The organism is Nocardia sp. AB354 (assembly GCF_049538315.1).
Taxonomy (GTDB): domain Bacteria; phylum Actinomycetota; class Actinomycetes; order Mycobacteriales; family Mycobacteriaceae; genus Nocardia; species Nocardia nova.
Window position 1 is genome coordinate 218,355 of sequence record NZ_JBMVFU010000007.1, and the last position, 14,500, is coordinate 232,854.

The window sequence follows — 14,500 nt, forward strand, 5'->3', positions numbered from 1 at the left end:
TCCGGCGAACCCCCGCAGCGCACCGGCTTCCGGTCGCCGGCGGGTCGGTTGCCGCGCCGAACTCGTCATATCGGAGCGGCCGGCAACCTCTGCTCCGGGTCGACTCCGGCCGCGCGGGGATGGCGCTCATATATCGTTCGGGACTCTTCGCTGGGCCGTGAACGCGTCGAAATACGTTGTATAGAAGCAGAATTCGTACCCTCTCCCGAGTAATGGCGAGGGTGTTCGCGAGTTCGCGCGTTCATCGAGGAAGGAATTTCAGAGGTGACCGGATCGGCAAATGCCGTCGCTATCGTCGGTATGTCCTGCAGAATGCCGGGGGCGGCCGATCTCGACAGTTACCGGCAAATGCTCGGAGACGGGCGCGCCGCCGTGATCGGGGCCCCGGCCGGACCGGAGGACATCACCGAGCGCGCCGATTTCCTCGGAATCGCAGCGGAATTCGACGCGGACTTCTTCGGGATCGCGCCCGACGAGGCGCGGGCGATCGACTCGCGGCATCTGTCGGCGCTGGAACTCGGCTGGGAGGCGCTCGAGAACGCGGGGGTGGTCGCCAACGCGCTCGAGGGACTGCCCTGCGGTGTCTTCGTATCCGGCGCCGAGGATCACGGCATCGCTGAGCGTCTATCTGGCCACTTCGGCTTCGCGGGCCCGAGCGTCACGGTCGGCGCCGCGCACGCATCGTCGCTGATGGCGGTCCGGCTGGCATATGCGAGCGTGTGCGGCGGCGACAGCGAGCTCGCGCTGGCCGGCGGGTCGTGGGAGCGCGGCGAGGGCGGCGGGATGGTGGTATTGAAACCGCTCACCCGGGCACTCGCGGACGGCGATCGGATCCATGCGGTGCTCCGGGAAGGTGCGGCGGGTGATGGAAGTCGAGCGTCGAGCGCGCCGGGTATCGCGAGCCTCATCGAGGCCGCACTACGTCTGAGCGGCGCGGAGTCGGGTGCCGATCCGGACTCCACGGCGTCGGATCGACGAAACCGATTCGCGGACAATATGTTCCGCGACGACGCCGACGGCAAGGAATGGACCGTCGCGGAATTCCGGGTCGCGGGCGTGTCGTCGTTCGACCCGGGCCGCCCGGATCTCCGTCCGATCGTGGCGCCGCCGGCCGCGGTGCCGTGGGTGGTCTCGGCCCGGAGCGAGAGCGGCGTGCGGGCCCAGGCGGCCCGGTTGCGGGAATGGCTGCTGCGTCACCCGGAGCTGGACGCGGTCGACGTGGCCTACTCGCTGCTCACCACGCGAGCCCGGATGCCTTGGCGCGGAGGCGTTGTCGGGCAGGACCGCGCGGAACTGCTGACCGGCCTGGCGGCGTTGGCCGACCCGGCCGCACCCGCCCCGGCGATCGAACCGATCACCGGCCGGGCGCAGCGGCGGCGCATCGCCTTCGTCTTCCCGGGCAACGGCAGCCAGTGGGAGGGAATGGCGCGGGGTCTGCTCGATTCGGACCGCGCCTTCGCGGAGTCGATCGCCGAATGTGAAGCGGCCCTCGCCCCGTACGTCGACTGGTCGCTGACGGCGGTGCTGCGTGGCGACGCGGACGCGCCCGCGCCGGCGACCGCGGATGTGGTGCAGCCCGTTCTTTTCGCGGTGGTGGTCTCGCTGGCCCGGATGTGGCGAGCGGCCGGTGTCGAGCCGGACGTCGTGGTCGGCCATTCTCACGGCGAGGTGGCCGCCGCCCACATTGCCGGTGGACTGTCGCTGGACGATGCGGCGCGGGTGGTGGCGCTGCGGTCCCGGGCGATCGCCGACGAGCTGGTCGCACAGGGCGGAATGGCCTCGATCGCGCTGGACGCCGAGGCGGTGCGAGAACGTCTGACGAAGTACGGGGACCGGCTGGTGCTGGCCGCGGTGAATGGACCGGCGCAGAGCGTCGTTTCCGGTGACGTGTCTGCGCTCGAGGAGTTCCTGGCCGACTGTGCTCGCGAGCAGGTGCGGGCCCGCCGGGTAGCGATCGACTATGCGTCGCATTCGCAGGCGGTCGAGCGGATCCGGGAACGGCTGCTCACCGAACTCGCGCCGATCCGCCCGCGGTCCGGCTCGGTGCCGTATTTCTCTCCCGTCGTCGCCGACCGGCTGGATACGGCGGAACTGGACGCCGAGTACTGGTATCGGTCGGAACGGGAACCTATCCGATTCGCCGATGCCGTCGCGGCGCTGATCGACGCGGGCATCACCGGATTCATCGAGGTCAGTCCGCATCCGGTACTCACCATGGGTATCGCCCGGACCGCCGAGGCGGTCGGCGCCGACGGCCCTGCTGTCGTCGGATCGCTGCAGCGCGGCGCGGGGGACCCAGCCCGATTCCTGACCTCGCTGGTCCAGGCCTACTGCGACGGTGTGCCGGTGGATCCGGCCGCGCTGGTGCCGGGCGGAGCGCGGGTCGAACTGCCGCCGTACGCGTTCCAGCGGCGCAGCGTCCGGAGCGGTGCATCGGCCGACACGGCAGGTACCGATACGGTGGCTCCGATCTCCGCGGGCGGCGCGGCGGGCGACAGCCCGCTGGCTCGCCTTCTGCTGGCTGCACCCGAATATCAGCGCCGCACAATCGCTCTCGATATCGTTCGCGAACACGCTGCCGCGGTATTGGGCCACGACTCTGCCCGGACCATCCACCCTGACCTGCCGTTCACCGATCTCGGTTTCGACTCCGTCAGCGGGCTCGCACTGCAGAACCGGCTGAAGCGGGTCACCGGTGTAGCGCTGCCGGCGTCGCTCGTCTTCGACCATCCGACCGCAGAGGCGGTGGCCGCTCTGCTGCACTCCCGGGTCACCGGCACCGACCGAGGGGCGCACCGGGTGACGCGCCGGACGACCACGGACGAACCGATCGCCATCGTCGGTATCGGCGCACGATTCCCCGGTGGGGTGCGGTCGGCCGAGGACCTCTGGGACCTGACCGCCGAGGGCCGCGATGTGATCGGCGATTTCCCGACCGACCGAGGCTGGGACCTGGAGCGGTTGTTCGATCCCGATCCGGCGAAACCCGGCACGGTGTACACCCGCCGCGGCGGATTCCTCGGTGATGCGGGCGATTTCGACCCGGACTTCTTCGGCATCAGTCCCCGCGAAGCGTCGGCGATGGACCCGCAGCAGCGACTGTTTCTCGAAACATCGTGGGAGGCGCTGGAGGACGCGGGGATCGACCCGACGTCGTTGCGCGGCAGCGACACCGCGGTCTTCGTCGGTGCCTGCTCCTCGGGCTACTCGCGACGGGTGACCGGTGAGCTGGAGGGATACCGGCTGACCGGCACGTCGCACAGCGTCGTCTCGGGGCGGGTCGCGTACGTGCTCGGGCTGGAAGGTCCGGCCGTGACGGTCGATACGGCCTGCTCGTCTTCACTGGTGGCCGTGCATCTGGCCTGCCGGGCGCTGCGCCAGGGCGAGACGTCGCTGGTGCTGGCCGGCGGTGTGACCGTCGCGGCGAGTCCGTATCTGTACGTGGACTTCGCCCGCCAGCGTGGCCTGTCTCCCGACGGCCGGTGCAAGGCGTTCTCGGCCGATGCGGACGGCGTGGTGTGGTCCGAGGGTTCGGGCGTGCTCGTCCTCGAGCGGCTGTCCGACGCGCGGCGGCTCGGCCACCACGTGCTGGCCGTGGTCCGCGGTAGCGCGGTGAACCAGGACGGCGCGAGCAACGGATTGACCGCCCCGAACGGGCCGTCGCAGGAGCGGGTGATCGCGCAGGCTCTTGCCGATGCCGGGATTCGGGCCGCCGCGGTGGACGCGGTGGAGGCACACGGGACCGGCACCGCACTGGGCGACCCGATCGAAGCGCAGGCGCTGATCGCCGTGTACGGCCAGGGGCGTGATACCGGGGAGCCGATGCGCATCGGTTCGGTGAAGTCGAATATCGGCCACACCGTGGCGGCCGCCGGGGTCGCCGGTGTGATCAAGATGGTGCAGGCCCTGCGCCACGAGCGGCTGCCCCGCACGTTGCACGCCGAAACGCCCTCGCCCCATGTGGATTGGACCGCGGGTGCGGTGCGGCTGCTGACCGAGGCCGAACCGTGGGTCGCCGGCGACCGGGTGCGCCGAGCCGGGGTCTCGTCGTTCGGGATCAGCGGCACCAATGCGCATCTGATTCTCGAGGAAGCACCGGACGCCGCGCCCGTGGCAGCCGAGGACGACTACGCGGCCCCGCTGCCGGTCGTCCCGCTGCTGGTGTCGGGCAAGGGCGAGGCGGGACTGCGGGCACAGGCTGCTCGGTTGTGGGCCTGGCTCTCGGAGCGGCCGGAGCTGGATATCGCCGATGCGGCCTACGCGCTCGCGACGTCGCGGGCGCAGCTGGATTCACGAAGTGTGATCCTGGGGCGCGACCGGGACGAGGTGCTCGAGAGGTTGGCGACTTTCGCCGAATCGGGAACCGGCACCGGGGTGATCGACGGCGTCGTCGGCTCGGGCCGCACGGCCTTCCTGTTCACCGGGCAGGGCGCCCAGCGGGTCGGGATGGGTTCGGGTCTGTATCAGGCGTTTCCGGTATTCGCGGTGGCGTTGGACGAGGTGTGTGCGCACTTCGATCCGTTGCTCGGCCGTTCCCTGCGCGAGCTGATGTTCACCGATACCGAGGGTGCGCTGGCTCGGACCGAGTTCACCCAGCCCGCGCTGTTCGCCTTCGAGGTGGCGCTGTATCGGCTGCTGGAATCGTTCGGCGTCACTGCGGATGTGCTGATCGGCCATTCGATCGGAGAGGTCGCGGCCGCCTATCTCGCGGGCCTGTGGTCGACGGCGGACGCCTGCCGGCTGGTGGCGGCCCGCGGTCGCCTGATGGGTGCGCTCCCGCCGGGTGGCGCGATGCTGGCCGTCGCGGCCGCCGAATCGGACGTGACCGAGGTCGTCGAGCGGTATTCCGGGCGCGTGTCCGTCGCCGCGGTGAACGCGCCCGAGGCCCTCGTGGTGTCGGGGGCGGAGGCGGCGGTCGCCGAGATCGAGGACCTGTTCGTCCGGCGCGGGTGCAAGACGTCGCGGCTGCGGGTCGGGCACGCGTTCCACTCGGAGCTCATGGAGCCGATGCTGGACGAATTCGCTTCTGTGGCAGCGGAATTGACCTATCATCGGCCGCGCCTGCCGGTGGTGTCGAATCTGTCCGGCCTGCTCGCGGGCGACGAGCTGCTGGAGCCGCCCTACTGGGTGCGGCACGTGCGGGACGCGGTGCGCTTCGCGCCGGGGATCGAGACGTTGCACGCTTCGGGAGTGCGTCGATTCCTGGAGGTCGGCCCCGACGCCGTGCTCACCGCGCTGGCCCGGCAGACCCTCGGGGAAAGCGCGGATTCGGTGGTGATGGCGGCCGCGCGCCGTGATCGCGACGAGACCGTGCAGTTGTCGACGATGGTGGCGCAGGCCCACACGTCCGGTGTCCGGGTCGATTGGACGGCGCTGTTCCGGCGTCGTCCACAGCAGCGAATTCCTCTGCCCACGTATGTATTTCAACGTCGGCGCTATTGGTTGCCCGATGTCGCGGACAGCGCCGATGTGCGGTTGACGGGGCTGGATCGCACCGACCATCCGCTCGTGGGTGCGGCGGTGTGGCTGCCGGAAGCGGACGGCGTGGTGCTGGCGGGCCGGCTGTCGCTGTCGAGTCATCCGTGGTTGGCCGATCACGCGATCGGCGGTTCGGTAGTGGTACCGGGGACGGCGTTCGTGGAGCTGGCGCTGCACGCCGGGGCGGTGGTCGGCAGTCCCCGGCCGGCCGAGCTGATCGTGACCGCCCCGCTGATCGTGCCCGCGACGGGCGCCGTCGAATTGCGGGTGATGGTCGGCGGTCCCGATGCCGGCGGTTCCCGGCAGCTGTCGGTGCATTCGCGGCCCCAGCACGACGGCGAAGCGGAGGCGGCACCGTGGGTGCGCCATGCCACGGGAACGCTTGTGGCAGAAGCTCCCTCGGCGCCCGCGCAGCAGCCGGACAGGTGGCCGCCGGCCACGGCGCAGCCCGTGTCGATCGACGACGCCTATGCGGAGCTGGCCGGGCGCGGCTACGACTACGGTCCCGCTTTCCGTGGGCTGACCGCACTGTGGCGGCACGATGGCGAGGTCTTCGCCGAATTGACGTTGCCGGAGCAGGCCCAGTCCCCGGACGGCCGCACGACGGGGTACACCTCGGCGGGCCGATTCGGTGTGCACCCGGCGTTGCTGGATGCGGTGCTGCACGCGCTGCTCGCCGGCGGCCTGGTGGACGCGCCGGCGCCGGATACGATTCTGGTGCCGTATTCCTGGGAGAACATCGACATCCGTGCCGTGGGGGCCACCTCGCTGCGAGCCCGGTTGGCGGCGGCCGATCTCGAGGGCGGTGATCGGCGAATCACGGTGTCGCTCACGGATTCCCACGGCGTTCCTGTTGTCGAAATCGGTGCGGTGACCATGCGCCCGATTCCCGTGGGAGCACTCGGCGACGCGGCGGCGGATCGGTCCGGCCTGTATCGAATCGATTGGGAAGCGGCGCGGTCGGATTCGGCGGATCCGTCCGCACCGGGCCTCGCTGCGCTGCCGGGCGCGAATATCGCCGGTATCGGCGAGACGTATGCCTCGCTCGCCGAACTCGTTGTGGCCGAGGATCTTCCGGGCGCCGTCGTCTGGCGGGCGCCCGTCCGTGCCGTCGGCGATCCCATGGCGGGAGATCCGGGCCCGGTCCGGACCGGAGTGCACGCCACCCTGGCGATGCTGCGGACGTGGCTCGCGGCGGAACTTCTGTCCGATGTGCGGTTGGTGGTGGTCACCACGGGCGGCGCCGGGCCGGTCGGCGCGGGCGCGCACCCGGCCGCCGCGGCGGTGTGGGGATCGGTGCGCAGCGCGCAGTCGGAGCATCCGGATCGGTTCGTGCTGATCGACGAGGACCCCACCGAGCCGCTGTCGGCCGACCGCATCGGCGCGGTACTGCGTTCGGGCGAGCCCCAGGTCGCGGTGCGCGGTGGGCAGATTCTGGTGCCGCGGCTGACACGAGTGCCCACGCCGGCGGCTGCCCCGCCGGCGCCGCCGGCGGACGCGACGGTGCTGATCACCGGCGGCACCGGTGGTCTCGGCGCCGTGTTCGCCCGCCACCTCGTCGCCGCACACGGTGTGCGACGGCTGGTGCTGACCTCGCGGCGCGGTCACGAAGCGCCGGGTGCGGCCGAATTGGTGCGCGAGTTGACGCAGGCCGGCGCCGATGCCCGGGTGGTCGCCTGTGATGTCGCCGACCGCGACGCGGTGCGAGACCTGCTGGGCACCATCGCATCCGACGACCGGTTGGCCGTCATTCACACGGCCGGGGTCTTGGACGACGGCACCGTGGAGTCGCTGACCGACGAGCAGGTGGATCGAGTGCTGGCGCCGAAGGTGGACGGCGCGTGGCATCTGCACGAGCTGACCCGGGACCGCGATGTCTCGGCGTTCGTGCTGTTCTCATCGATCGCCGGGTCGCTCGGCTCGGCTGGGCAGAGCAACTACGCGGCGGCGAACGGCTACCTGGACGCGCTGGCGCAGCAGCGGCGGGAAGCGGGCCTGCCGGCGACAGCGCTGGCCTGGGGGCCGTGGCAACAGGACAGCGGCATGACCGGTGATCTCGACCGCGCGGCCATGGCGCGCTGGGAGCGACTGGGTTTCGGTCAGCTCGGCGAGGCCGAGGGCGTGCGGCTGTTCGACCAGGCCCTCGTCCACCCCGAGGCGCAGCCGGCGCCGATCCGGTTCGATGCGACGGCAGTGCGCCGCCAGACCGATGTCGCCGCGGTTCCCGCGGTCCTGCGCGGCTTCGCGCGGCGCGCATCCGCGCCGGTGGCCCGCACGGCCGGTGCGCTCGGCGCCCGCTTGGCCGCGGCGCCCGATGCCCGGCGCGGTGAGGTGATACTCGACCTCGTGCGCGAGCACGCGTCCGCGGTGCTGGGCTACACCTCGCCCGGCGAGGTCGATGTCGAAAAGCCGTTCAGCGCCATGGGTTTGGACTCGCTGGGCGGTGTGGAGTTCCGTAACCGGCTCGGCAAGGCGACGGGCGTGCGGCTGCCCTCGACCCTGGTATTCGACCACCCCACCCCCGCGGCCGTGGCGACATTCGTGCGGTCGCTCGTGGAACAGAAGGACGGATCCGCCGCCTCCGCAGAGCGCGGCGCGACACCGATCCGCGCGGACGAACCGATCGCCATCGTCGGGATGGCGTGCCGGTATCCGGGTGGCGTCGGATCGCCGGACCAGCTGTGGGATCTGCTGGTGTCGGAAACCGACGCGATCGGCGAGTTTCCGGCGGATCGCGGGTGGGATCTGGAGCGGCTGTTCGATCCCGATCCGGAGCATTCCGGAACGTCCTATATCCGGGAGGGTGGATTCCTCACCGGCGCAGGCGATTTCGACGCCGGATTCTTCGGGATCGGGCCCCGGGAGGCGTCGGCGATGGATCCCCAGCAGCGGCTACTGCTCGAGGTGGCGTGGGAAGCGCTGGAGGACGCGGGAATCGACCCGGCGTCCTTGCGGGGCAGCGATACCGGTGTCTACACGGGCGTGATGTACCAGGACTACGCGGAGGTGACGCGCAGGGCCGGGGCCGAGGTCGAGGGCTATGCCGTCACCGGTGTCATGGGAAGCGTGGCCTCGGGGCGGGTGTCGTACGCGCTGGGTTTGGAGGGACCGGCGCTGACCGTCGACACCGCGTGCTCGTCGTCGTTGGTGGCGTTGCACACCGCGTGCCGCGCACTGCGCCAAGGAGAGAGCTCACTGGCGCTGGTGGGTGGCGCGACGGTGATGGCGACACCGATGGTGTTCGTGGAGTTCTCGCGGCAGCGCGGGTTGGCCCGGGATGCCCGGTGCAAGTCGTTCTCGGCGGCCGCGGACGGAATCACCTGGTCGGAGGGGGCGGCCATGCTGGTGGTCGAGCGGCTGTCCGATGCGCGGCGGCTGGGTCACGACGTTCTTGCCATCGTGCGCGGGTCGGCGGTGAATCAGGACGGCGCGAGCAACGGTCTGACCGCGCCGAACGGTCCGTCACAGGAGCGAGTGATCATGGCGGCGCTGGCCGATGCCGGCCTGACACCGCCGGATGTGGACGCGGTGGAAGCGCACGGGACCGGGACGCCACTGGGCGATCCGATCGAGGCGAACGCACTGCTCGCCACCTACGGACAGCGCCGGTCGGAGCCGCTGCTGCTCGGGTCGTTGAAGTCGAATATCGGCCATGCGCAGGCCGCCGCCGGGGTGGGCGGCGTGATCAAGATGGTGCAGGCGCTGCGGCATCGGATGTTGCCCCGCACTTTGCATGTGGACGAGCCCAGCCCGCACGTGGATTGGTCGGCCGGTGCGGTCGAGTTGCTGACCGAGGCTCGGCCTTGGCAGGACAGCGGGCGTGTCCGGCGTGCCGGGGTGTCGTCGTTCGGGATCAGCGGCACCAACGCGCATGTGATTCTCGAGGAAGCGCCAGTGCCGACCGGCGCATCGGACTCCCCGGCCGGGCCGGACGACACGCGACCGGTCGACGCCGGCCGCACCTTCACCTGGGTGGTGTCCGCGCAGAGCCGGGAAGCGCTGCGGGAGCAGGCTGTTCGCCTCGCGCAGTGGTTGGGGACGCATCCGGATGCGAAACCGGGCGATATCGCGCATTCACTGTTGCGGCACCGCTCCCAGCTGGAGTGGCGCGCTGCGGTGGTGGGACGGGAACCGGCGGACCTGGCGGCCGGTGTGGCGCGACTGGCCGAATCGGCTGCCGCCGACGGCGTCGTGTCCGGGCGTGCCGTCTCGCGGCGGGTGGCCTTCGTATTTCCGGGGCAGGGCAGCCAGTGGGTGGGTATGGCCGCCGAATTGCTCGCCGCGGGTGGGGTATTCGCGGAGTCTATCGCCGAATGTGAGGCCGCGCTGGCACCGTTCGTCGATTGGTCGTTGACCGCGGTGCTGCTCGGGGAACCGGGCGCGGCCGCACTGGAACGGGTGGATGTGGTCCAACCGGTGCTGTTCGCGGTGATGGTGTCGCTGGCGCGGCTGTGGCGGGCGAACGGTGTGGAACCCGTTGCGGTGCTGGGTCATTCGCAGGGCGAGATCGCCGCCGCGGTGGTCGCAGGCGGGTTGTCGACGGCCGACGGCGCCAGGGTGGTCGCCCTGCGTTCCCGGATCGTCGCCGAGGAGCTCGCGGGCCACGGCGGTATGGCCTCGGTGCGCGCGACCACCGAGGTGGTGAGGCAGCGTGCGGCCGGGTTCGGCGACCGGATTTCGGTGGCGGCGGAGAACGGTCCGGGCGAAACCGTGGTGTCCGGTGAGGCATCCGCATTGGACGAGTTCGTCGCCGCCTGTGCGGCCGACGGCGTGTGGGTGCGGCGGATTCCGGTCGACTACGCATCGCATTCCGCGGCGGTGGAAGCGATCCGGGATCGAGTGACAGCGGAGCTGGCCGCCGTCGAGCCGGGATCGGGTTCCCTGCCGTTCTTCTCCACGGTGACCGCGGACTATGTGGATACCGAACTGCTGGATGCCGGCTACTGGTACCGGGGGCTGCGCGCACCGGTGCGATTCGCGGAATCGGTGGCGGCATTGGCGCGGAGCGGAGTGAACGCATTCATCGAGGTCAGTCCGCATCCGGTCTTGACGGTCGGGATGGCCTCGACGGTGGAATCGCTCGGGATGGCCGATCGGGTGGCGGTATTCGGGACGTTGCAGCGTGATCGGGGCGGTCCGGAGCAGGTCGCCGTGGCTTTGGCGCAGGCGCATTGCGCAGGCGTGGCGGTGGCGCCCACGGCGCTGGCCGCCCCCGCCGATCGGGTTTCGTTGCCGACCTACGCGTTCGAGCACCGGCGCTACTGGCTGCGGCCCGGCGCCGCGCCCGACGTACGGCAGTCGGGTCTGGCCGAAGCCGGACATCCACTGCTGGGCGCGATGCTGCGACTGCCGGATTCACCGGATGTGGTCTTCACCGCCAGGCTTTCGACGGCCGATCAGCCGTGGCTGGCCGACCACGCCGTCGCGGGCGTCGCCCTGCTTCCGGGCGCCGCGCTCGTGGAGCTGGCGTTGCACGTCGGAACACTGCTGGGAACTCCGCGGGTGGCGGAGCTGGTGCTCGAGGCGCCGCTGCCGGTGCCTACCACCGGGGCGGTCGAATTGCGGGTCATGGCGGGTGGTCCGGACGAGACCGGGGCACGGCCGGTGTCGGTGTACTCCCGTGCGCACGACGCCGACGAATCCGAGGAATGGACCCGGCACGCGGCAGGATCGATCACCACGCAGACGGAGGCACCGCCGGTCGGCTCGGCGACGGGCGCCTGGCCGCCCACGGGTGCGACGGCGTTGCCGGTCGAGGACGCGTATGCGGTTCTGGCCGAGCGCGGATACGAGTACGGGCCGGTCTTCCAGGGACTCACCGCGTTGTGGCGGCGCGACGACGAGGTGTTCGCCGAAGTCGCGCTGCCGGAATCGGCGCGGCCGCACGGCGGCGAGTTCGGGATACATCCCGCCCTGCTGGATGCCGCGCTGCACGCGATCCTGTTGAGCGACTTGCTCTCCGACGCCGGCGCCGACACGGTGGTCGTTCCCTTCTTCTGGGAGAACGTCGAGCTGTACGCGACCGGGGCGGCGTCGTTGCGGGTACGAGCGGCACGCGCCGGCACCGATCGGATCGCGGTGAGCGTGACCGATGCCGCGGGTGCGCTGGTGGCCGAGGTGGCGGCGCTGACACTGCGGCAACTCTCGACCGACACACTCCTGGGCGCTGCCCGCCGTCGCAGTGACGGTGTCGGTTACCGGGTGGAATGGGTAGCGGTGTCACCGGACGAACCGGGTGACGTCGAATCCCGGAGTCCCGGGCAGGACGAGGAAGTCGTGACGGTGGCGGGCCGGCGGGTGGCGGTCGTGCGGTTCGACCCCGCTCACCCCGCGAGCGGTGGCGCCGCCGGCGATCTCCCTGCGGCCGTGCGGGATTCGGTTACCGAGCTGACAGTGCGAATGCAGCGGCTGCTGGTGCGCGACGAACCGATCGTGGTCGTGACCCACCACGCGGTGGCCACGCATCCGGGCGAATCGGTGGATCTGTCGGCGGCCGCGGCGTGGGGTCTGTTGCGCACGGCGCAGAGTGAGCACGCGGATCGAATCCTGGTCGTCGATGTCGACGACCGTGACGATTACCGGCGCGCGGTGGCCGTGGCTGTGGCGATCGGTGACGAGCCCCAGCTGGCCCTCCGGCGCGGGGCGGTGTACGCCCCCCGGCTGGGCCGAGGTTCGGGCGATCTCGTCGGCGCGAGCGAGCTGATCCGCTCGCGGGCATGGCGGTTGGCCCATTCCGGTAAGGGCACGTTGACCGGTGACAACCTCGCCCTGGTGGAGACGCCGGAGGAGTTGCGGGGACTGGCTCCCGGTCAGGTGCGGATCGCGCTGCGCGCGGCGGGCGTGAACTTCCGCGATGTGCTCATCACCTTGGGCATGGTGTCGGATGCGACTGCCGGATCTCAGTCGATCAGCGCGACCATCTGTGTCGAGGGCGCCGGCGTAGTGCTGGAGGTTGCGCCGGACGTCACCGAATTCGCCCCGGGCGACCGGGTTTTCGGGTTCACGTCGGGGGCGGGCGCGGTGACGGTCACCGATCGGCGACTGCTCGCCCGGATGCCGCGCGGCTGGTCCTTCGCCCATGCCGCCGCGGTTCCGGTGGTGTACGCCACCGCCTATTACGGCCTCGTCGATCTGGCCGGCGCGCAACCGGGCCGGACGCTGCTGCTGCACGCGGCCACCGGTGGCGTCGGCCTGGCGGCGATCCAGTTGGCTCGACATCTGGGGTTGCGGGTGTTGCCGACGACGAGCCGGCCGAAATGGGAGGTGTTGCGCCGGCTCGGATTCGACGATTCCGAGATCGGTGATTCGCGCACCGTGGAGTTCGAGCAGAAGTTCTTCGACGCCACCGCCGGCCGCGGCGTGGACATCGTCTTGAATTCGCTGACGCTCGAATTCGTGGACGCGTCGTTGCGGTTGATGCCGCGCGGCGGCAAATTCATCGAGATGGGTCACCTCGACGAGCGTGACCCCGAGCAGGTGGCCGCCGATCACCCCGGCGTGGACTACCACCACTTCATGCTCCTGGACGTGCCGCCGGAACGGTTGGGGCAGATCCTCACCACCGTCGTCGAGCTCTTCGACGCCGGTGCCCTGGCGCCCTCGGAGATCACCGCGTGGGATCTACGCCAGGCGCCGGAAGCGTTCCGCCAGATGAGTCAGGCTCGGCATATCGGCAAGAACGTGCTCACCGTGCCGGCCCCGCTGCGGCCGGAGGGCACCGTGCTGATCACCGGTGGTACGGGCGGTTTGGGCGCCGTGGTCGCACGACAGCTGATCACCGAATACGGGGTGCGCCGACTGGTGCTCGCCGGCCGGCGCGGCCCGGCGGCGCCCGGTGCGGCCGAGTTGCGGGACGAACTCGCCGGGCTGGGCGCGCAGGTCGAGGTGGTGGCGTGTGACGCCGCCGATCGTGCCGCCCTGGACCGCGTGCTGGCGGCCGTACCGGCGGACCACCCGTTGACAGGTGTGGTCCACGCGGCCGGTGTGTTGTCGGACGGTCTCCTGGCCACGATGACACCGGAGCGGATCGCGGAGGTCCTGCGCCCGAAGGTCGACGCGGCATGGAATCTGCACGAGGCGACGAAGGACCTGGATCTGTCGATCTTCGTCCTGTATTCGTCGATCGCGGGTGTGATCGGCAACCCGGGCCAGTCGAACTACGCCGCCGCCAATGTCTTCCTCGACGCGCTGGCGCAGTACCGGCACGTCCACGGGCTGCCCGCGACGTCGCTGGCGTGGGGACTGTGGGCGGAGAGCACCGGAATGACCGGTGGCCTCGGGGCCGCCGATATCGCCCGGTTGCGCCGGGACGGCTTCCCGCCGCTGGACATCGACGACGGTATGGCGCTGTTCGACGCGGCCGTCGCGAGTGGCCGTGCGGACGTGGCCGCGGTCCGGATCGACCGTTCGGCGCTCGCCGCGGACGGTCGCTCGATCATGCGTGGGTTGGTGCGGCCGACTCGTCGTCGCGTGACCGCTGCGGCCGCGAGCGAATCGTCGACGTTGGCGGCGCTGGTGGCGGGTCGCCCGCCGGCCGAGCAGGAACGTGTGGTCCTCGACGTGATCCGGACGCAGGCCGCGGCGGTGCTGGGCCACGACGATGTGGGGGCGATCGCACCGGATATGCCGTTCAAGGACATCGGTTTCGATTCGCTCAGCGTCATGGAGTTCCGCAACCAGTTGGTCCGGGCGACCGGTCTGCAGTTGTCCGCGACGCTGGTCTTCGACCATCCGACCGCGGAGGAGCTGGCCGGTTTCGTGTACCGGCAGATCGCTCCGGCGCAGGATCCCGCGGAACGGATCGCGGCCGAGATCGACGCGCTGACGCGCAGCTGCGCCGCCGCCGAGCTGTCGCCGGAGGACCGGTCGGACGTGGCGCGCAGACTGACCGCACTCCTGCGGCAACTCGAGGACGGCGCCGACGACAGCGGTCCCGATCGCGCCGTCGACCGCCTCGACACCGCGGACGACCGCGAGCTTTTCGACTTCATCGACAACCTCAGCTGAGCCGACGTTCTTAGGA

General features: G+C 70.8%; 1 protein-coding gene. It reads left to right on the forward strand.

The window, feature by feature from the left end; genetic code table 11:
• Window positions 1–264: 264 nt before the first annotated feature.
• Entirely contained in the window at window positions 265–14,484 is a 14,220-nt protein-coding gene (locus ACPCUW_RS13040) for an SDR family NAD(P)-dependent oxidoreductase (RefSeq protein WP_423424994.1), read from the forward strand.
• The last annotated feature ends 16 nt before the right edge of the window (window positions 14,485–14,500 follow it).